Source organism: Kitasatospora sp. A2-31, from assembly GCF_022288725.1.
Lineage (GTDB): Bacteria > Actinomycetota > Actinomycetes > Streptomycetales > Streptomycetaceae > Kitasatospora.
The window spans coordinates 123,068-145,212 of the sequence record NZ_JAKNTA010000005.1; the positions used below are offsets into that span (position 1 = coordinate 123,068).

At 72.1% G+C, this 22,145-nt stretch carries 5 protein-coding genes; all 5 read left to right on the plus strand.

Annotated elements, in window-relative coordinates; all coding sequences use genetic code 11:
• Window positions 1-68: 68 nt before the first annotated feature.
• Window positions 69-6,458: a type I polyketide synthase gene (locus tag MCM47_RS15645; protein ID WP_238862221.1), complete on the plus strand. Its 6,390-nt coding sequence runs from the start codon at window positions 69-71 to the stop codon at window positions 6,456-6,458.
• Between the two features lie 104 nt (window positions 6,459-6,562).
• The gene (locus MCM47_RS15650; RefSeq protein WP_238862222.1) at window positions 6,563-7,777 is read left to right on the plus strand and encodes a pyridoxal phosphate-dependent aminotransferase family protein; all 1,215 of its coding nucleotides are present in this window, start codon (window positions 6,563-6,565) and stop codon (window positions 7,775-7,777) included.
• Window positions 7,778-7,954: 177 nt separating this feature from the next.
• On the plus strand, window positions 7,955-13,450 hold the full coding sequence (locus MCM47_RS15655) for a type I polyketide synthase (protein WP_238862223.1): 5,496 nt from the start codon (window positions 7,955-7,957) through the stop codon (window positions 13,448-13,450).
• 50 nt (window positions 13,451-13,500) lie between these two features.
• Window positions 13,501-19,983, plus strand: coding sequence for an SDR family NAD(P)-dependent oxidoreductase (locus MCM47_RS15660; protein WP_374209136.1), 6,483 nt, complete (start codon window positions 13,501-13,503; stop codon window positions 19,981-19,983).
• On the plus strand, window positions 19,902-22,145 hold a 2,244-nt coding region (locus MCM47_RS15665), incomplete at its 3' end, for a type I polyketide synthase (RefSeq protein WP_374209154.1). The genes MCM47_RS15660 and MCM47_RS15665, both read left to right, overlap by 82 nt.

Below are 22,145 nucleotides of genomic sequence, written 5' to 3' on the forward strand. Positions count from 1 at the left end.
TCCGCCCCTCCGGGGTGACGATCGAATTTTCGCCCCCCGGGGGCGCAGACTTGGAGGTGCCCAGAACCATGCCCATTGATGAGAACGAACTCGTCGAGGCGCTCCGGCAATCGCTCAAGGAGAACGACCGGCTGCGCCAGGACAAGAACCGCATCCTGGACCAGCTGAGCGAACCGCTGGCGATCGTGGGAATGGGCTGTCGCTACCCCGGCGGAGTCACCTCACCGGAAGAGCTGTGGGACCTCGTGGCCTCCGGCCGCGACGCCGTCTCCGCGATTCCGGCCGACCGCGGCTGGGACCTGGACGGGCTCTACGACCCGGACCCGGACGAGCCCGGGAAGTTCTACAACCAGGGCGGCGGCTTCCTGGACGCGGTGGGCGACTTCGACGCCGACTTCTTCGGCGTCAGCCCCCGCGAGGCGATGGCGATGGACCCGCAGCAGCGACTGCTGCTCCCGGTGGCCTGGGAGGCCCTGGAGAACGCGGGCATCGACCCGACCTCGCTCGCCGGTGGCGACATCGGGGTCTTCTGCGGTGTGACGAGCTCCGACTACGGCAACGGGCCCGCGCCCGAGCTGGAGGGCTACCGCCTCACCGGCAAGTCGTCGAGTGTGGCGTCCGGCCGGATCTCCTACGCCCTCGGGCTGGAAGGCCCGTCCGTGTCGGTGGACACGGCGTGCTCGTCGTCGGCGGTGGCGCTGCACCTGGCGGCGCAGTCGCTGCGCTCTGGCGAGTGCTCGATGGCCCTGGTCGGCGGCGCCACCGTGCTGTCCGGGCCGTTCCTGTTCGTGGAGTTCAGCCGGCAGCGTGGTCTGGCGGTGGACGGGCGCTGCAAGTCCTACGCGGGCGCCGCCGACGGCACCGGCTTCGCGGAGGGCGTCGGCCTCGTCGTCGTGGAGCGGCTGTCGGACGCGCGACGCAAGGGCCACAACGTGCTGGCCGTGATCCGCGGCACGGCTGTGAACCAGGACGGTGCGAGCAACGGCCTGACCGCCCCGAACGGTCCCTCGCAGGAGCGGGTCATCCGCGCTGCCCTGGCCAACGCGGGCCTGAGCGCGGCGGACGTCGACGCGGTCGAGGGCCACGGCACCGGCACGACGCTGGGGGATCCGATCGAGGCCCGGGCGCTGCTGGCGACCTACGGCCGGGAGCGCGCCGGCGACCCGCTGTGGCTGGGCTCGATCAAGTCCAACATCGGCCACACCTCGGCCGCCGCCGGTGTGGCCGGCGTGATCAAGATGGTGATGGCGATGCGGCACGGCGTTCTGCCGCGGACGCTGCACGTGGACGAGCCGTCGCCGCACGTGGACTGGGCTTCGGGCGCGGTGGAGCTGTTGACGGAGGCGCGTGAGTGGCCTGCGTCGGAGGGGCGTCCGCGGCGTGCTGCGGTGTCGTCGTTCGGGATCAGTGGGACGAATGCGCACGTGATTCTGGAGGAGGCCCCGGCGGCCGAGCTATCCGAGCCGGCCGAGCCGGCGGAGCCGGGCGAGGCGCCGGTCCGGGGTGCGGGACTTCCGGTCGTGCCGGTGGTGGTGTCGGCGAAGTCCGGTGCGGCGTTGCGTGAGCAGGCGGACCGGCTGCGGGCGCACCTCCTGGCGGAGCCGGGACTGTCGCTCGCCGATGTCGGGTTCTCGTCGGTGGTCTCCCGGGCGCAGTTGGATTCCCGGGGTGTGGTGGTTGCTTCCGGTCGGGATGAACTCCTCGCTGGTCTGGCCGGGTTGGCTGCTGGTGACCTCGTGGCGAACGTGGTCGAGGGCCGTGCGGTGGCGGGTCGGACGGCGGTGTTGTTCACGGGTCAGGGTTCGCAGCGTGCGCGGATGGGTGTGGAGCTGGCGGGGGCGTTCCCCGTGTTCGCTGCCGCGTTGGAGCGGGTGTGTGCGGAGCTGGATCCGCTGCTGGGTCGTTCGGTGTGGGCGTTGTTGAGCGCGCCGGAGGGTTCGGCGCAGGCGGCTGAGCTGGATGCGACGGAGTTCACGCAGGCGGCGTTGTTCGCGGTCGAGGTGGCGCTGTTCCGTCTGGTGGAGTCCCTGGGCATCCGTGTGGATCATGTGATGGGTCACTCGGTCGGTGAGATCGTGGCCGCGCATGTGGCGGGGGTGCTGTCGCTGGCGGACGCGTGCGCCTTGGTCGTGGCGCGGGGCCGGTTGATGGGGGCGCTGCCGGCGGGCGGTGCGATGGTCGCGGTGCAGGCGGGCGAGGAGGAGGTCGCGGCGTCGCTGGTCGGGTTCGAGGGCCGGCTGGAGATCGCGGCCGTCAACGGCCCGCGGGCGGTGGTGGTGTCCGGTGATGCCGACGCCGTCGAGGAGTGGCTTCCGGGGTGGGAGGGGCGTAAGACCTCTCGTCTGCGGGTGAGCCATGCCTTCCACTCGCCGCGTATGGAGCCGATGCTCGCGGAGTTCGAGCAGGTCGCCCGTGGGCTGTCGTATGCGGCGCCGCGGATCGCGGTGGTGTCGAACGTGACGGGTGGTCTGGTCTCGGAGGAGTTGGCTGATCCTGGGTATTGGGTGCGGCATGTGCGGCGGGCGGTGCGGTTCGCGGACGGTGTGCGGACGTTGCACGAGGCGGGGGTGCGCCGGTTCCTGGAGTTGGGGCCGGATGGTGTGCTGACCGCGATGGCCCGCCAGAGTCTGGACGAGTTGGGGGTGCAGGACGCCGTGCTGGTTCCGGCGCTGCGGGCCAGGCATGCCGAGGTGGAGACCTTCGTCCGGTTCCTGGGGCAGGCGCATGTGGCGGGTGTGGAGGTGGACTGGTCCGCGTTCTACAGGGAGACGGGTGCGGTCCGGGTCAAGCTGCCGACGTACGCGTTCCAGAACGAGCGGTACTGGCAGGCACCCGGTGCCGAGACCGGTGACGCCGTCGCGTTCGGACTGAACCCGCTGGAGCACCCGATCCTGCTCGGCGCGGTCCGGGTCGGCACCCGGGACGAGTGGGTGTTCACCGGGCGCCTGTCCACCGACACCCAGCCCTGGACGCGCGACCACGTCGTGCTCGGCGTCACCATCGTCCCCGGCACGGGCCTGGTCGACATGGCACTGACCGTCGGTGGAGAAGTCGGCAGCCCCGTGCTCGCGGAGCTCACCCTCCAGGCCCCCCTGGTCCTGGAAGAGGGAGCGGCCCGCCGGATCCAGGTCACGGTCGGACCGGCCGACGCCGACGGTCGCCGCGAGATCGCCGTCCTGTCCGCCGCGGAATCCGCGGACGAGGACTCGTCCGTGCTGGTCTGCCATGCGCGCGGCGTCCTCGCCGCGGCGTCGGAGGCGGAGCAGGCGCCTGCTCTGACCTGGCCGCCCACCGGGGCCGAGCCGGTCGCCGTGGACGGGCTGTACCCGATGCTCACCGAGTACGGGCTCCACTACGGGCCGCTCTTCCAGAACGTGCGCGCCGTGTGGCGGGCCGGCGACGACGTGTACGCCGAGGTGGCGCTGCGCGACGACGTCCCGACCACCGGATTCGCCGTCCACCCCGCGCTGTTCGACGCCACGCTGCACACCGGGATGCTCGACACCCGGCCCGGCGACCCGGTGGTGCTGCCGTTCGCCTGGTCGGGCATCCGGCTCGGCCGGACCGGAGCGACCGGTGTCCGGGTCCGGGTCAGCCCGGCCGGCGAGTCCGCCGTGCGGATCGTCATGGTCGACGACGCCGGCGAGCTCGTGGTGAGCGTCGACAAGCTCGCCGTGCGCACGGTGGAGCCGGGCCAGCTCGGGAGGGCACGCAAGAGCACCGAGCAGTCGCTGTACCAGGTCGACTGGGCCACGGTCGCGACCCCCGAGCCGCGCGACGTGCGCCTCGCGGTCCTCGGCGACCTCCGGGCCCCGGGAGAGCGGTTCGTCAACCTGTACGCCCTGGAGGACGAGGTCGCCGTGGGCATGCCCGCCCCCGACCTGGTCCTGGTCTCGGTCGAGACCCCGGCGGGAGACCCGGCCGCGGCCGCCCGCAAGGCCGCGGAAGACGCCCTGACTCTGGTGCAGCAGTGGCTCGTCAGCGAATGGCTCGTGGACACGCGGCTGGTCTTCGTGACCCGCGGTGCCGTCGCGGTCGGGTCCGGGCGGCCCGACATCGCCCAGGCAGCCGTCTGGGGCCTGGTGCACAGTGCCCAGTCCGAGCGCCCCGGCCGGTTCGTGCTCGTCGACCTCGACGGCGGTGCCGCACCCGAGTGGGGCGCCCTGGCCGCCGCCCTCGACGACGAGCCGCAGCTGGCGGTGCGCGAGAACCGCTTCGCGGTGCCGCGCCTGGCCAGGGCCGCGGTGCTGCCGGACGGCGCTTGGCGGCTGACGGCCGCCACCCAGGGGTCGCTGGACGGGCTGGCCGTCCTGCCGTCCGACGGGGACCGCCCGCTCGGCGCCGGCGACGTCCGGATCGCGGTGCGGGCCGCAGGCCTGAACTTCCGCGACGTGCTCATCGCGCTCGGGATGTACCCGGGCGAGGCGGACATGGGCACCGAGGCGGCCGGTGTGGTCCTGGAGGTCGGTGCGGACGTCACCGATCTGGCGCCGGGGGACCGGGTGTTCGGCCTCGTCGCCGACTCGTTCGGCCCCGTCGCCGTGTCCGACCGGCGGATGCTCGCCCCGATGCCGGCGCAGTGGTCGTTCGCCGAGGCGGCGTCGGTTCCCATCGTCTACCTCACCGCGTACCGCGGCCTGTTCGACCTGGCCGGCCTGCAGGAGGGCGAGCGGGTGCTGGTGCACGCCGCGGCCGGCGGCGTCGGCTCGGCGGCGGTCCAACTGGCCCGTCACGTGGGCGCCGAGGTGTTCACGACCGCGAGCCGGCCGAAGTGGGACGCCCTGCTGGACCGGGGCATCCCGGCCGACCGGATCGCGTCCTCGCGCGACCTGGAGTTCCGGGACACCTTCCGGGAGGCCACCGGCGGCGAGGGCGTCGACGTGGTGCTGAACTCGCTCGCCGGAGAGTACGTCGACGCGTCCCTGAGCCTGCTGCCGCGCGGCGGCCGGTTCCTGGAGATCGGCAAGACCGACATCCGCGACACGGCCACGGTGGAGCGGGAGCACCCGGGCGTCCGCTACCGCGCCTTCGACCTGATGGAGGCGGGGGCGGACCGCATCCAGGAGATGCTGCGCGAGCTGCTCGCGCTCTTCGCGGAGGGGGCGATCGACCTCGGACCGTGCCGGTCCTGGGACGTGCGCAGTGCCCAGGAGGCGTTCCGGTACCTCCGCGAGGGCCGCAACATCGGCAAGGTGGTGCTGACCGTACCGGCGGCACCGGACCTGGACGGCACCGTCGTCATCACCGGCGGTACCGGCGGTCTGGGTGCGCTGCTGGCCCGGCACCTCGTCGAACGGCACGGCGCCCGGAGCCTGGTGCTGGTCAGCCGGCGCGGTCCCGACGCCGAAGGTGCCGCCGAACTGGTGTCCGAGCTGGAGGCCGCGGGCGCCGACGTCCGGATCGAGGCGTGCGACGTCGCCGACCGCGACCAGGTGGCCCGGGTGCTCGACTCCGTGGAGGGACCGCTGGGCGCGGTCGTCCACGCGGCCGGCCTGCTGGACGACGGCGTGGTCGAGTCGATGACCCCGGCCCAGGTGAACCGGGTCATGGCCCCCAAGGCCGACGGTGCCTGGCACCTGCACGAGCTCACCAAGGACCGCGGAGCGTCGGCGTTCGTCCTGTTCTCGTCCGTGGCCGCCCTCATCGGGAGCCCCGGCCAGGCGAACTACGCGGCCGCCAACGCCGCACTCGACGCACTCGCCGCCCTCCGACGCGCCGACGGCCTCCCCGCCACCTCCCTCGCGTGGGGCCTGTGGGCGAACGACGCGGGCATGGCCGCGCAGCTGCAGGACTCGGACATCGCCCGCCTGGAGCGGATGGGCGTCCGCTCGCTCCCCGCGGCCCTCGGGCTGGAACTGTTCGACCAGGCCCTCGGCCTGGACACCGCCCTGCTGGCCCCCGTGCGGCTCGACAACGCCGCCCTGCGCCGCCAGGCGTCCGGCGGCATGCTGCCGGGGCTGCTGCGCGGGCTGGTGCGCGCACGGGCCGGCGGCCCGGACAGCGGCCGGTCGCTGGACCAGCGGCTCGCCGGCGTCGCGGAGGCCGACCGCGAGAAGGTCGTCCTGGACCTCGTACGCGCCCAGGTCGCCGCGGTGCTCGGCCACGACGCGGCGGACACGGTCGACCCGGAGCGTGAGCTCCAGTCGCTCGGATTCGACTCGCTCAGCGCCGTCGAACTCGGCAACCGGCTCACCCGTCTCACGTCGCTGCAACTGCCGGCCACCCTCGTGTTCGACCACCCGACGTCCCTGGCGATCGCGCAGTACCTGCTCACCCTGGTGAAGCCGGCGAGCGAGACCGTCACCGAACCGACCGAGGAAGCCGCGATCCGCGCCCTGCTGGCCTCGATCCCCGTCAGCGACCTGCAGGCGTCGGGCCTCCTCGACCGGCTGCGCGAACTGGCGGACGGCCGCTCCGGCACCGGGGCACCGGCCCACGAGGCCGTCGCACAGGGCTGACCCGACGGGACGGCCCGCGGACGAGCATCCACACCGCGCCCGGCCCGAGGACGCGCCGGCCCAGGTATTCACACGCTGACGAAGGAAAACGAGGTCTGCTCACGATGACGACTCTCCCCGGCTGGAATTTCGACAAGTTCGCCGAGGGCATCCGGGCCGCCGGCATCACCGGCCCGCCGGTGTCCCGCCTGATCCCCGGCGCCGTGCACGGCACCGACACGCTGGTGTCCAACTTCGCGTCGGTGAACATGCTGAACCTCCAGCGCCGCGAGGACGTGATGAACCGCCTGCTCGACGCCACCAGGGAGTACGGCCTGGCCAGCGGCGGATCCCGCACCGTCCAGGGTGTCTCCCCCGCTCACATCGAGATGGAGGCGACGATCGCCGCGTACCTGGGGAAGGAAGCGGCGATCAGCTTCGGAACCGGCACCCTGGCCAACATCGGCTTCATCAACGCGATGTCCGGCACCCATTCGTTCATGCCCGGCGTCGCCATGGTGAACCGCGACGTGGTCTTCGTGTTCGACCGCGATGCGCACTGGTCGCTGTGGAAGTCCGTCGAAGGCCTGAAGTTCGGCGAGCGGATCTTCTCGTTCAAGCACAATTCCGTGGAGAGCCTCGAGGAGGTGCTCAAGGGTCTGGCCGGCAAGCGGGTCGTCGTCGTGCTGGAGTCGGTGTTCTCCATCGACGGCACGGTGGCCCCGATGCACGAACTCGTCGACGTCTGCGAGCGCTACGGCGCGGTGTCGTACGTCGACGACGCCAACGGGTTCCTGCTCTACGGACCTCCGCACCGCAAGTTCGCCGAAGAGTACGCCGGTATGCAGCGCGCCGACTTCATCATGGTGTCGATGAAGAAGGCCGTCGGTCTCGAAGGCGGGCTCATCGCCGGACCCAGGGACGCCATCCTCGGCTTCGAGCTGCTGTCCGGCACCGGATCGTTCACCGCGGGCATGTCCGCACCGGCCGCGGCCGGCACGGACTACATCACCAAGCTGCTCGCGTACGACGAGCCGGAGATCGTCGACGCGTACCTGGCGAAGGTCGCCGACTTCCGCAAGATGCTCCTCGACGCCGAACTCCCCGTCACCGACACCGAGACCTGCTTCTCCTCGCTCGTGATCGGCGACGAACGCAAGTGCGTGGAGCTCTTCCACGCCTACCTCGAAGAGGGCATCCGGGTGCCGCCCTACCTGTACCCGGCGGCCCGCCGCGGCCAGGCGGTGCTCCGCATCATCATCAACGCCGCGCACACCGACGAGCAGCTGAGCAACTTCATCGACGTCTCGACGAAGCTCCGGGACAAGGGCCTGCTCTGACCCCACCCGTTCCGCCGACGGCCCGGACCGCTTCCGGGCCGTCGGCGGGCGGTACCGGTCGACAGGCGGCATGGCCGTCCGGATCCCGATTCGGACGGCCAGGAGGAAGAAGAACGTGTCATTCGTGCTGTCCGGAACGCGCTTCCCCGGCCTGTGCCCTGACGTGAAGGAGTAGGAATGTCCACCGACAAGAACGACATCGTCGGCGCTCTCCGGAAGTCGATCAAGGAGACCGAGCGCCTGCGGCGACAGAACAAGCAGCTCATGGACCAGGCCAACGAGCCGGTTGCGATCGTGGGCATGAGCTGCCGCTACCCGGGTGGGGTGACCTCGCCCGAGGAGCTGTGGGAGCTGGTGGCATCGGGCCGGGACGCGGTCTCCCCGTTCCCGGAGGGCCGCGGCTGGGAACTCGGACGGCTCTACGACCCGGACCCGGACAACCCCGGAACCGCGTACACCCGTGAGGGCGGCTTCATCGAAGGCGCGGACGAGTTCGACGCCGGGTTCTTCGGGCTGAGCCCCCGCGAGGCCGTGGTCATGGACCCGCAGCAGCGGCTGCTGCTGGAGGGTGCGTGGGAGGCGTTCGAGGACGCGGGCATCGACCCGACGACGCTGCGCGGCAGCGACACCGGTGTCTTCTGCGGCCTCATGTACTCGGACTACCAGTACGTCGCCGGCACCAGCGACCGCGCCTCCGAGGTCGAGGGTTACCTGACGATCGCCTCCGCGGCCAGCGTGGCCTCCGGCCGGATCTCCTACACGTTCGGCTTCGAGGGCCCGGCCGTCACGGTCGACACCGCCTGCTCGTCCTCGCTGGTCTCGATCGCCCTGGCCGCAAAGGCGCTGCGTTCCGGCGAGTGCTCGATGGCCCTCGCGGGTGGCGTCACGGTCCTGTCGCGGCCGAGCATCTTCGTGGAGTTCAGCCGCCAGCGCGCCATTTCGGCTGACGGGCGCTGCAAGTCCTACGCGGCCGCCGCCGACGGCACCGGCTGGGCCGAGGGATCGGGCCTGCTGCTGCTGGAGCGGCTGTCGGACGCGCGGCGCAAGGGTCACCACGTGCTCGCCGTGATCCGCGGGAGCGCGGTGAACCAGGACGGTGCGAGCAACGGCCTGACGGCGCCGAACGGTCCCTCGCAGGAGCGGGTCATCCGGCAGGCGCTGGCGAATGCGGGCCTGAGCGCGGCGGACGTCGACGCGGTGGAGGGCCACGGCACGGGCACGAAGCTGGGGGATCCGATCGAGGCCGATGCGCTGCTGGCGACCTATGGCCGGGAGCGGGCGGGCGACCCGCTGTGGCTGGGCTCGCTGAAGTCGAACGTCGGGCATACGCAGGCTGCGGCGGGTGTCGGCGGTGTGATCAAGATGGTGATGGCGATGCGGCACGGGGTGCTGCCGCGGACGCTGCACGTGGACGAGCCGTCGCCGCACGTGGACTGGGCTTCGGGCGCGGTGGAGCTGTTGACGGAGGCGCGTGAGTGGCCTGCGTCGGAGGGGCGTCCGCGGCGTGCTGCGGTGTCGTCGTTCGGGATCAGTGGGACGAATGCGCACGTGATTCTGGAGGAGGCCCCGACGGCCGAGCCGGCGACATCGGCGGAGCCGGGCGAGGCGCCGGAGCCGGCTGGGCTGCCGGTCGTGCCGGTGGTGGTGTCGGCGAAGTCCGAGGCGGCGTTGCGTGAGCAGGCGGACCGGCTGCGGGCGCACCTCCTGGCCGAGCCGGATGCCTCCTTGACGGACGTCGGGTACTCCTCCGTGGTCTCGCGGGCGCAGTTGGATTCCCGGGGTGTGGTGGTTGCTTCCGGTCGGGATGAACTCCTCGCTGGTCTGGCCGGGTTGGCTGCTGGTGACCTCGTGGCGAACGTGGTCGAGGGCCGTGCGGTGGCGGGCCGTACCGCGGTGTTGTTCACGGGTCAGGGTTCGCAGCGTGCGCGGATGGGTGTGGAGCTGGCGGGGGCGTTCCCCGTGTTCGCTGCCGCTCTGGAACGGGTGTGTGCGGAGCTGGATCCGCTGCTGGGTCGTTCGGTGTGGGCGTTGTTGAGCGCGCCGGAGGGTTCGGCGCAGGCGGCTGAGCTGGATGCGACGGAGTTCACGCAGGCGGCGTTGTTCGCGGTCGAGGTGGCGCTGTTCCGTCTGGTGGAGTCCCTCGGGATCCGTGTGGATCATGTGATGGGTCACTCGGTCGGTGAGATCGTGGCCGCGCATGTGGCGGGGGGGTTGTCGCTGGCGGACGCGTGTGCGCTGGTGGTGGCGCGGGGCCGGTTGATGGGGGCGCTGCCGGCGGGCGGTGCGATGGTCGCGGTGCAGGCGGGCGAGGAGGAGGTCGCGGCGTCGCTGGTCGGGTTCGAGGGCCGGCTGGAGATCGCGGCCGTGAACGGCCCGCGGGCGGTGGTGGTGTCCGGTGACGCGGACGCCGTCGAGGAGTGGCTTCCGGGGTGGGAGGGGCGTAAGACCTCCCGTCTGCGGGTGAGCCATGCCTTCCACTCGCCGCGTATGGAGCCGATGCTCGCGGAGTTCGAGCAGGTCGCCCGTGGGCTGTCGTATGCGGCGCCGCGGATCGCGGTGGTGTCGAACGTGACGGGTGGCCTGGTCTCGGAGGAGTTGGCCGATCCTGGGTATTGGGTGCGGCATGTGCGGCGGGCGGTGCGGTTCGCGGACGGTGTGCGGACGTTGCACGAGGCGGGGGTGCGCCGGTTCCTGGAGTTGGGGCCGGATGGTGTGCTGACCGCGATGGCCCGCCAGAGCCTGGACGAGCTTGGTGTGCAGGACGCCGTGCTGGTTCCCGCGCTGCGGGCCAAGCACGCCGAGGTGGACACCTTCGTCCGCTTCCTGGGGCAGGCGCATGTGGCGGGTGTGGAGGTGGACTGGTCCGCGTTCTACAGGGAGGCGGGTGCGGTCCGGGTCAAGCTGCCGACGTATGCGTTCCAGCGTGAGCGGTACTGGCTCGCGCCGGGTAGCGGTGCGGGGGATGTGGCGGCGGCCGGGCAGTCCCGGATCGGACACCCGGTTCTGGCGGCGGCCGTCCAGGTCGGTGACCGTGACGAGTGGGTCCTGACCGGCCGGCTGTCCACCGACACCCAGCCCTGGACCCGTGACCACGTCGTCCTCGGCACGGTGATCGTGCCCGGGACCGCACTGGTCGAGCTCGCCCTCACCGCCGGCCACCAGACCGACACCCCCGTCGTCGACGAACTCGTCCTGGAGGCGCCGTTGGCGCTGTCCGATGACGTGGCGCTGCAGGTCCAGGTGACGGTGGGTCCGGCTGCGGCGGACGGTCGGCGTGAGGTGGCGATCTACACCCGCCCGGAGCACGGTGACGACGACGAGCGGGAGGCGGTCTGTCACGCTCGTGGCCTGCTCGGTCCGGATGCCGGGCCTTCGGAGGCGTGGCCGGCCGAGTGGCCGCCGGCGGCGGCCGAGCCGCTTCCCGTGGACACGCTGTACGCGGGTCTGGCCGACCTGGGTTACGACTACGGGCCGGTCTTCCAGGGGGTTCGGGCGGCCTGGCGCGAGGGCGACCGGACGTATGCCGAGGTGGAACTGCCGGGTGACGGCGGTGGCGAGGACTTCGGCATCCACCCGGCCCTCTTCGACGCGGCGCTCCACGGCGTGCTGCTCGACAAGGAGGCGGGGTCCCCGCTCGACCTGCCGTTCACCTGGTCGGGTGTGCGGCTCGGGCAGGCCACCCGTGTCTCGCGGGCACGGGTACGGATCGCCCCGGCGGGCGAGTCCGCGTTCCGGGTCGACATCGCCGGCGAGCACGGCGAGCCGGTGCTGAACCTGGCCCGTCTCGACCTGCGGCCCGTGCAGCAGGACCAGCTGGACACGAGACAGCGTGCCCACCGCAACTCCCTGTTCCGACTCGACTGGGCCCAGGTCACGTCCGCACCGGCCGCAGAGGTCCGGACGGCCGTGCTCGGCGACCTGGTGGCGCCGGGCGAGCGGTTCGAGGACCTGGACGTGCTGGAGAAGGCCCTGGCCGACGGCATGGCCACTCCCGAGGTCGTTCTCGCCTCGGTGGAGTCCCCGGCCGGTGCCGCCGAGGTGGCCGGAGCGGCGTCGGCGGTGGCGACGAACGCCCTTGCGCTCGTGCAGCGTTGGGTGGAGAGCGCGCGGCTGAGCGAGGCTCGGCTGGTCGTGGTGACCCGCAACGGTGTGGACGCCGGCGAGGGAGCCCCCGACGTGGCGCAGGCGCCGGTGTGGGGCCTGGTGCGAAGTGCGCAGTCGGAGCACCCGGGCCGGTTCGTGCTCGTCGACGTGGACCGGTCCGGTGCAGTGGACTGGGCGAAGGTGTTCGGCTCGGACGAGTCGCAGTTCGCGGTCCGCGGCGGCCGGCTGCTCGCGCCGCGGCTGGTGCGGCTGTCGGGCGTGCCCGGCACGGTGCCGGTGCTGGACGGGCCGGTGCTGGTCACCGGTGGTACGTCCGGTCTGGGTGCGCTGTTCGCGAAGCATCTGGTGGAGCGTCACGGGGTCCGTGATCTGGTACTGGTGAGCCGGCGCGGTGCGGCGGCGGAGGGTGTGGCCGAGCTGGTGGCGGAGCTGGCGGCGGCCGGCGCGACGGCGCGGGTCGAGGCCTGCGACGTCGCGGACCGCGACCAAGTGGCCCACCTGATCGACTCGTTGGAGAAGCCGCTCGCGGCGGTGGTGCATGCGGCGGGTGTGCTGGACGACGGTGTGATCGAGTCGATGACCGCCGAGCAGATCGAGCGGGTGATGCGTCCGAAGGTGGACGCGGCGTGGCACCTGCACGAGCTCACCGCCGGCATGGACCTGGCGGCGTTCGTCCTGTTCTCCTCGGTCGCGGCACTCATCGGTACTCCCGGTCAGGCGAACTACGCGGCGGCCAACGCGACGCTCGACGCCCTGGCCGCCAAGCGCCGCGCCGAAGGCCTGCCCGCGACCTCGCTGGCCTGGGGCCTCTGGGCGGACGCGGGCGGCATGTCCGGTGAACTGGCCGAAGCCGAAGTGGCGCGGCTGGAGCGGATCGGCGTCGGCGCCATTCCCGCCGACCTCGGCACGAAGCTGTTCGACCAGGCGCTGGCCCTCGACACCGCCCTGCTGGCACCCGTCCGGCTCGACCTGGCCGCGCTGCGGGCCCAGGCGCGAGCCGGCATGCTCCCCCCGCTGATGCGCGCACTGGTGCGTTCGTCGGCCCGCCGTACGGAGGCGGACGAATCGCTCGCTCAGCGGCTGGCCGAGGTGGCGGAGCCCGACCGGGAGGGCGTCGTCCTCCAGGTCGTTCAGGCCCAGGTCGCGGGGGTCCTCGGCCACGCGTCCCCCGGGGCCGTCGACCCCGCCCGCGCGTTCCAGGAACTCGGCTTCGACTCGCTCAGCGCCGTCGAGCTGCGCAACCGGCTGACCCGTGTCACGGGCCTGCGATTCCCGTCGACCCTGGTCTTCGACCACCCCACTTCGGTGGCGATCACCCGGCTCGTCCTGGCCAGGATGGCCCCGGCCGCTGCCGAACCGCCGATCGACCAGGAGCTGAAGAAGCTCGAGGACCTCCTCGCCGGGATCGCGGAGGACGGGGAGAAGAAGCGCGTGGCCGGTCGACTGCGCACCATGCTGACCGCGCTCACCGACATCGAGCGCACCGACCACGACCTCGCCCAGATCGAGGCGGCCACCTCCGCGATGGAGATCCTGCAGATGATCGACGCCGAGTTCCACGACGCGTGACGCGTGCTCGGACGAGACCGGACTACTTTCAGAACTACCTCGGAGAGAACGTGGCCATGAGCGGTGACAGCAGTGCCCTCCAGCAGACCAAACTCGTCGAGTCGCTGAGGCGGGTCGCCGTCGACCTCAACGAGACCAAGGCCCGGCTGCGCGAGTACGAGGACCGGGCCAACGAGCCGGTTGCGATCGTGGGCATGAGCTGCCGCTACCCGGGCGGGGTGACCTCGCCGGACGAGCTGTGGTCGATGGTGGCGGACGGGCGGATCGGCACCTCCCGCTTCCCCACCGACCGCGGCTGGGACCTGGAACACCTCTACCACCCGGACCCGGACAACCCGGGTACCGCGTACACCCGCGAGGGCGGGTTCGTCGACGCGGCGGGCGACTTCGACGCCGAGTTCTTCGGGTTGAGCCCGCGTGAGGCCCTGGCGATGGACCCGCAGCAGCGGCTTCTGCTGGAGGCGGCCTGGGAGGCGTTCGAGGACGCCGGCATCGACCCGACGACCCTGCGCGGCAGCGACACCGGTGTGTTCTGCGGAGTGATGTACCAGGACTACGGGTTCGTCGCCGGTACGAGCGACCGCCGGGAGCAGATCGAGGGCTACCTGACGATCTCCTCGGCGGGCAGCGTGGCCTCCGGCCGGATCTCCTACACGTTCGGCTTCGAGGGCCCGGCCGTCACGGTCGACACGGCCTGCTCGTCCTCGCTCGTCGCGATGGACAGCGCGGCCAAGGCCCTGCGGCTGGGCGAGTGCTCGATGGCGCTGGTCGGCGGGGTGACGGTGCTCGCCCGGCCGAACGTGTTCGTGGAGTTCAGCCGCCAGCGCGGTATCTCCCCGGACGGGCGCTGCCGGGCCTACGCGGCCGCCGCCAACGGGACCGGGTGGGCCGAGGGCGTGGGCCTGGTCGTGCTGGAGCGGCTGTCGGACGCGCGTCGCAAGGGTCACAACGTGCTGGCCGTGATCCGCGGGAGCGCGGTGAACCAGGACGGTGCGAGCAACGGCCTGACCGCCCCGAACGGGCCCTCGCAGGAGCGGGTGATCCGCGCAGCGCTGGCCAACGCGGGCCTGGGCGCGGCGGACGTCGATGCGGTGGAGGGGCACGGGACCGGTACGCGGCTGGGTGATCCGATCGAGGCCCAGGCGCTGCTGGCGACCTACGGTCAGGAGCGCGCGGGTGACCCGCTCTGGCTCGGGTCGCTGAAGTCGAACATCGGACACACCCAGGCCGCGGCGGGTGTCGGCGGTGTGATCAAGATGGTGATGGCGATGCGGCGCGGCGTTCTGCCGCGGACGCTGCATGTGGACGAGCCGTCGCCGCACGTGGACTGGGCTTCGGGTGCGGTGGAGCTGTTGACGGAGGCGCGGGAGTGGCCGGCGTCCGAGGGGCGTCCGCGGCGTGCGGGTGTGTCCTCGTTCGGCGTGAGCGGCACGAACGCCCACGTCATCCTGGAGGAGGCTCCGGCGGCCGAGCCGGCGGAGCCGGGCGAGGCGCCCGAACCGACCGGGCTGCCGGTCGTGCCGGTGGTGGTGTCGGCGAAGTCCGAGGCGGCGTTGCGTGAGCAGGCGGACCGGCTGCGGGCGCATTTGATCGCCGAGCCGGGACTGTCGCTCGCCGATGTCGGCTTCTCGTCTGTGGTGTCGCGGGCGCAGTTGGATTCCCGTGGTGTGGTGGTGGCCTCGGATCGTGGGGAGCTGCTTGCGGGTCTGGCTGCGTTGGCTGCCGGTGATCCGGTGGCTCAGGTGGTCGAGGGTCGTGTGGTGGCGGGTCGGCCGGTGTTCGTGTTCCCGGGGCAGGGGGCGCAGTGGGCCGGTATGGCGGTGGAGTTGCTGGATTCCTCGCCGGTGTTCGCTGGTCTGGTCGCGGAGTGTGATGAGGCGCTGTCCGCGTTCGTGGACTGGCGTGTTGTGGACGTGCTGCGCGGGGTGGAGGGTGCGCCGTCGCTGGAGCTGGTGGATGTGGTCCAGCCGGTGTTGTGGGCGGTGATGGTCTCGCTGGCCGGGTTGTGGCGTTCGTTCGGTGTGGAGCCGTCGGCGGTGGTGGGTCACTCGCAGGGGGAGATCGCGGCGGCGTGTGTCGCGGGTGGTCTGTCGTTGGGGGATGGTGCCCGGGTGGTGGCGCTGCGTAGTCGTCTGGTGCGGGAGCGTCTGGCGGGTCGTGGTGGCATGGTGTCGCTGGCGGTGGCGGTGGAGCGGGCCGAGGAGTTGTTGGTTCCGTTCGGTGGTCGGGTGTCGGTGGCGGCGGTGAACGGGCCGGCGTCGGTGGTGGTGGCGGGTGAGCCCGCGGCGTTGGACGAGATCGTGGCCCGGTGCGAGGGCGAGGGTGTTCGGGCGCGGCGGGTGGCGGTGGACTACGCGTCGCATTCCGCGCAGGTCGAGGCGATCGAGGAGGAACTCGGTCGGGTCCTGGCTTCGCTGACGCCGGTGTCGGGGAGTGTGCCGTTCTACTCGACCGCGGTGGGTGGGTTCGTGGACACGGCGTCGTTGGATGCCGGGTACTGGTACGGGAACCTGCGGGGCCGGGTGGGTTTCGAGGCGGCGGTGCGGGCGCTGGTGGACCAGGGTGCGGGCTGCTTCGTCGAGATGTCCCCGCACCCGGTTCTGGGTCTGGCGCTTGAGGGCACGCTGGCTGCGCATGGTGTGGCGGAGCGGGTGGGTGTGGTCGGGTCGTTGCGGCGTGGTGAGGGGGGTTTGCGGCGGTTCGCGTTGTCGCTGGCCGAGGCCTTCGCGGTGGGTGTGGCGGTCGACTGGTCCGCGTTCTATGAGGGCAGCGGGGCCCGCCGTACGTCGTTGCCGACGTATGCGTTCCAGCGGGAGCGGTTCTGGTTGATGCCGGGTTCCGGCAGTGGTGATGTGTCCGCGGCGGGTCTGGTGCGGGTGGATCATCCGGTGCTGGGTGCGGCGGTGCGGGTGGGGGATCGGGACGAGTGGGTGTTCGCGGGGCGGATGTCCCAGGAGACCCAGCCCTGGACCCGTGACCACGTGGTGTTCGGGTTGGTGCTGGTGCCCGGTGCTGCCTTGGTGGAGCTGGCGTTGTCGGCCGGCCGTCAGGTGGGTTGTGAGGTGCTGGGCGAGCTGGTGTTGGAGGCGCCGTTGGTCCTGGAGGACGATGCGGTGCTCCAGGTCCAGGTCACGATCGGCGCGGCCGGTGAGGACGGGCGCCGGGAGGTCGGGGTGTATTCCCGTCCGGAGTCCGGCGAGGGCGACGAGGTCGAGACGACCTGCCACGGTCGTGGCTGGCTGACCGGGTCCGCCGAGCCGGTGGCGGCGTTCCCGCTCCAGTGGCCGCCCGCCAACGCCGAACCCGTCCCCGTCGAGGGGCTGTACCCGCGGCTGGCCGACATCGGCCTCGACTACGGACCGCTCTTCCAGGGCGTCCGAGCCGCGTGGCGGGCCGGCGACGACGTCTACACCGAGATCGCGCTCCCGGACGACGCCGTGGGCGTCGGCTCCGGATGTCACCCCGCTCTTTTCGACGCCGCACTGCACGGAGGGATGCTCTCGAAGTCGGCCGGATCCGGGGTGGACCTTCCGTTCTCCTGGTCCGGGGTCCGCCTCGGGGAATCCCGCACGACCCGCGCCCGCGTGCGGATCTCCCCGGCGGGGGGTACCGCGCTGCGGATCGACGTGATCGACGAGACCGGGGCCATGGTCGTCGCTGTCGACTCCCTCGGGCTCCGTCCGGTGGATGCGTCGCAGCTGGAGCGTGCGCAGGGTGTGGGTGATGCGCTGTTCCGGGTGGATTGGGTGGAGGTCGCGGCGGAGCCGGTGGGTTCGGTGCGGGTGGCCGTGCTCGGTGGTGAGTTCGCGGACCTGGTAGCGGTGGAGCGTGCCGTGGCCGGGGGTGCGGAGGTTCCGGATCTGGTGGTCGCGGAGGTTGCGGCGCCGGTGGACGGGGGCCCGGAGGCGGTGCGGGCGGTTGCGGCGGAGGTCCTGGGGCTGGTGCAGGGGTGGCTGGCCGTCGAGGGGCTGGGTGAGGCACGGCTGGCGGTGGTGACCCGTCGCGGCGTGGGTGTGGGTGACGATGTGCCGGAGGTGGCGCCGGCTTCGGTGTGGGGGCTGGTGCGCAGTGCGCAGTCGGAGCACCCGGGTCGGTTCGTGCTGGTGGACCTCGACGGTCCGGATCTCCCGGACTGGGGGGCGGTGCTGGCCTCTGGCGAGCCGCAGGTCGCGGTGCGTGGTGGTCGGGTGCTGGTGCCGAGGCTGGGGCGGGTGGCGGCGTCGTTGCCGGCGGGTGGTGCGTGGCGTCTGGCGGTGGGGCGTGCGGGTTCGTTGGAGGATCTGGCGCTGGTTCCGTCGGACGGTGGTCGGCCGTTGGGTGCGGGTGAGGTGCGGGTCGATGTGCGGGCCGCGGGTGTGAACTTCCGGGACGTGCTGATCGCGCTGGGGATGTATCCGGGTGAGGCGCCGCTGGGCAGCGAGGCTGCGGGTGTGGTGCTGGAGGTCGGTGCCGAGGTGACCGACCTGAAGCCCGGCGACCGCGTCTTCGGCCTGATCCTCGACGCCTTCGGCCCGGTCGCCGTCGCGGACCGTCGCACCATCGCGCCGATGCCGTCCAATCTGACCTTTGCGCAGGCGGCGGCCGTGCCGGTGGTCTACCTGACCGCGTACTACGGTCTGGTCGACCTCGCGGGTCTGCAGGTGGGGGAGCGGGTGCTGGTGCACGCCGCCGCGGGTGGTGTGGGGATGGCTGCGGTGCAGCTGGCCCGTCACCTGGGTGCGGAGGTGTTCGCGACGGCGAGTGCGCACAAGTGGGACGCGGTGCGGGCGCTGGGTGTCGCGGACGGGCGGATCGCGTCCTCGCGGGACCTGGACTTCCGGGACGCGTTCCTGGCGGCGACCGACGGTGCGGGCGTCGACGTGGTGCTCAACGCCCTCGCGGGCGAGTACGTCGACACCACGCTCGAACTGCTGCCCGGTGGCGGCCGGTTCATCGAGATGGGCAAGACCGACATCCGCGATCCCGAGGTCGTCGGCACCGCGCACCCCGGCGTCCGGTACCGCTCGTACGACCTCCTGGAGGCGGGTCCGGACCGGATCCAGGAGATGCTGGTCGAGATCAGCGCCCTCTTCGAGCTCGGCGTGACCACGAGCTCGCCCATCCGCTCGTGGGATGTGCGTCGGGGTGCCGAGGCACTGAGGTTCCTGCGCGAGGGCCGCAACATCGGCAAGGTCGTCCTCACCGTTCCGCAGGCGCTCGACCCCTCCGGCACCGCCCTGATCACCGGTGGTACGTCCGGTCTGGGTGCGCTGTTCGCGAAGCACCTGGTGGAGCGCCACGGCGTCAGGGACCTGCTGCTGGTCAGCCGGCGCGGTGCGGCGGCGGAGGGTGTGGCCGAGCTGGTGGCGGAGCTGGCGGCGGCCGGCGCGACCGCGCGGGTCGAGGCCTGCGACGTCGCGGACCGCAATCAACTCGCCGGCATCATCGGCTCGTTGGAGAAGCCGCTCACCGCGGTCGTGCACGCGGCGGGCGTGCTGGACGACGGTGTGATCGAGTCGATGACCGCCGACCAGATCGAGCGGGTCATGCGGCCCAAGCTCGACGCGGCGTGGCACCTGCACGAACTCACCGCGGGGATGGACCTGTCGGCGTTCGTCCTGTTCTCCTCCGCCGCGGGGCAGCTGGGCAACCCGGGTCAGGCCAACTACGCGGCGGCCAACGCGGCCCTCGACGCCCTGGCCGCCAAGCGTCGCGCCGAAGGCCTGCCCGCGACCTCGCTGGCCTGGGGCCTCTGGGCCGACGCCACGGGCATGACCGGTGAGCTGAACGAGGCCGACCTCGCCCGGATGGAGCGGACCGGCGTCGGGGCGCTCTCCCAGGAGCTCGGTCTGGAGCTCTTCGACAACTCCCTCGGCTCCGAGACGGCCCTGCTGGTGCCCGTGCGGCTGGACCTGGCGGCGCTGCGGCTGCAGGCCCAGGACGGGATGCTGCCCGCGCTGCTGCGAGGCCTGGTCCGGACGGCGACCCGACGGACCGCATCGACGGGCGGCTCGCTCACCCAGCGGCTCGCCGGCCTCACCGAGGCCGACGCGGAACAGTTCGTGCGGGAGCTGGTCCAGGCGCAGGTCGCCGCCGTGCGCGGCAACGCGTCCGGGGCGGAGGTGCCGGCGGACCGGGCGTTCAAGGAGCTCGGCTTCGACTCGCTGGCCGCGGTGGAGCTGCGCAACCGGCTGACCCGGATCACCGGCCTGCGGCTGCCCGCCACCCTGGTCTTCGACCACCCGACACCGGCCGACGTGGCCCGGCTTCTTCTGAAGGAAGCCAGCGGTGGCGGCACGACCGCGGAGGTGCGGTCGCCGTTCGACGAGGAACTGACCCGGTTCGAAGCGCTGTTGACCGCGGCAGTCGGGGACGAGCGCGTCCTGGCCGGCATCGAGCCGCGACTGCGCTACCTGAGCAACCGGATGCGTGCCGTCCTCAGCGGACACGACAGCCACATGGACGACGCGGGATCGACGGCGGACGACGAGTTCGACGACGTGTCCGACGACGAAATGTTCGACCTGATCGACAAGGAGCTCGGAGCGGCATGACAACGGGGAACGCGGACGAGCAGAAGCTTCGCAGCTACCTGCGAAAGGCGACTTTGGAACTGCGCGCGGCCAACCGTCGTGTGCGTGAGCTGGAACAGGGCGACATCGAGCCCTTGGCGATCGTGGGCATGAGCTGCCGCTACCCGGGTGGGGTGACCTCGCCCGAGGGGCTGTGGGAGCTGGTGTCGAGCGGCCGTGACGGCATGTCCGGCCTGCCCACCGACCGCGGCTGGGACCTGGAGCGGCTCTACGACCCGGACCCGGACCGGCTCGGCACGCTGTCCGCGACCGCGGGTGGCTTCGTCGACGGCATCGGTGACTTCGACGCGGACTTCTTCGGGATCAGCCCGCGCGAGGCCACGGCGATGGACCCGGCTCAGCGCCTCGTGCTCGAAGGAGCCTGGGAGGCGTTCGAGGACGCGGGCATCGACCCGACGTCGCTGCGCGGCAGCGACACGGGCATCTTCTGCGGCGCGGTCACCTCGGACTACGGTGGCTCGATGCTGCCGGAACTCGAGGGCTTCCGGCTGACCGGCACGCAGGGCAGCATCGTCTCCGGGCGCGTGGCCTACAGCCTCGGGCTGGAGGGCCCGGCGGTCACGGTGGACACGGCGTGCTCGTCGTCGCTGGTGGCGCTGCACCTGGCGGCGCAGTCGCTGCGCTCGGGCGAGTGCTCGATGGCCCTGGTCGGTGGGGTCACCGTCCTCGCCGGCCCGTTCCTCTTCGTGGAGTTCAGCCGCCAGCGTGGTCTCGCGCCGGACGGGCGCTGCAAGGCGTACGCGGGTGCGGCCGACGGGACCGGGTTCTCGGACGGCCTCGGTCTGCTGGTGGTGGAGCGGCTGTCGGACGCCCGCCGCAAGGGCCACGACGTGCTGGCGGTGCTGCGCGGAAGCGCGATCAACCAGGACGGTGCGAGCAACGGGCTGACGGCGCCGAACGGTCCCTCGCAGGAGCGGGTCATCCGGGCGGCGCTGGCGAACGCCGGCCTTCGGCCCTCCGAGATCGATGCGGTCGAGGGGCACGGGACCGGCACGAAGCTGGGTGATCCGATCGAGGCCCAGGCGCTGCTGGCGACCTACGGCCAGGAACGGTCGGGCGACCCGCTGTGGCTGGGCTCGGTCAAGTCCAACATCGGCCACACTTCCGCCGCCGCCGGCGTGGGTGGTGTGATCAAGATGGTGATGGCGATGCGGCACGGGGTGCTGCCGCGGACGCTGCACGTGGACGAGCCGACGCCGCACGTGGACTGGACCTCGGGCGCGGTCGAGCTGTTGACGGAGGCGCGGGAGTGGCCTGCGTCGCCTGAGCGTCCGCGGCGTGCGGGTGTGTCCTCGTTCGGGATCAGTGGGACGAATGCGCACGTGATTCTGGAGGAGGCTCCCACGGCGGAGACGCCGGTCAAGGGAGCGGGACTTCCGGTCGTGCCGGTGGTGGTGTCGGCGAAGTCCGGTGCGGCGTTGCGTGAGCAGGCCGAGCGGCTGCGGGCGCACCTGATCGCCGACCCGGCTGCCTCTGTGACGGACGTCGGGTTCTCGTCGGTGGTCTCGCGGGCGCAGTTGGATTCCCGCGGGGTGGTGGTTGCTTCCGGTCGGGATGAACTCCTCGCTGGTCTGGCCGGGTTGGCCGCCGGCAATCCCGCAGCCCACGTGGTTGAAGGGCGTGTGACTGCGGGCCGTACCGCGGTGTTGTTCACGGGTCAGGGTTCGCAGCGTGCGCGGATGGGTGTGGAGCTGGCGGGGGCGTTCCCCGTGTTCGATGCCGCTCTGGAACGGGTGTGTGCGGAGCTGGATCCGCTGCTGGGTCGTTCGGTGTCGGCGTTGTTGAGCGCGCCGGAGGGTTCGGCGCAGGCGGCTGAGCTGGATGCGACGGAGTTCACGCAGGCGGCGTTGTTCGCGGTCGAGGTGGCGCTGTTCCGTCTGGTGGAGTCCCTGGGCATCCGTGTGGATCATGTGATGGGTCACTCGGTCGGTGAGATCGTGGCCGCGCATGTGGCGGGGGTGCTGTCGCTGGCGGACGCGTGTGCGCTGGTGGTGGCGCGGGGCCGGTTGATGGGGGCGCTGCCGGCGGGCGGTGCGATGGTCGCGGTGCAGGCGGGTGAGGAGGAGGTCGCGGCGTCGCTGGTCGGGTTCGAGGGCCGGCTGGAGATCGCGGCCGTCAACGGC

Excerpts from the sequence above, each read along its gene's own strand:
- MCM47_RS15645 (WP_238862221.1), top strand. The coding sequence starts at position 69 with ATGCCCATTGATGAGAACGAACTCGTCGAGGCGCTCCGGCAATCGCTC.
- MCM47_RS15650 (WP_238862222.1), top strand. The coding sequence starts at position 6,563 with ATGACGACTCTCCCCGGCTGGAATTTCGACAAGTTCGCCGAGGGCATC.
- MCM47_RS15655 (WP_238862223.1), top strand. The coding sequence starts at position 7,955 with ATGTCCACCGACAAGAACGACATCGTCGGCGCTCTCCGGAAGTCGATC.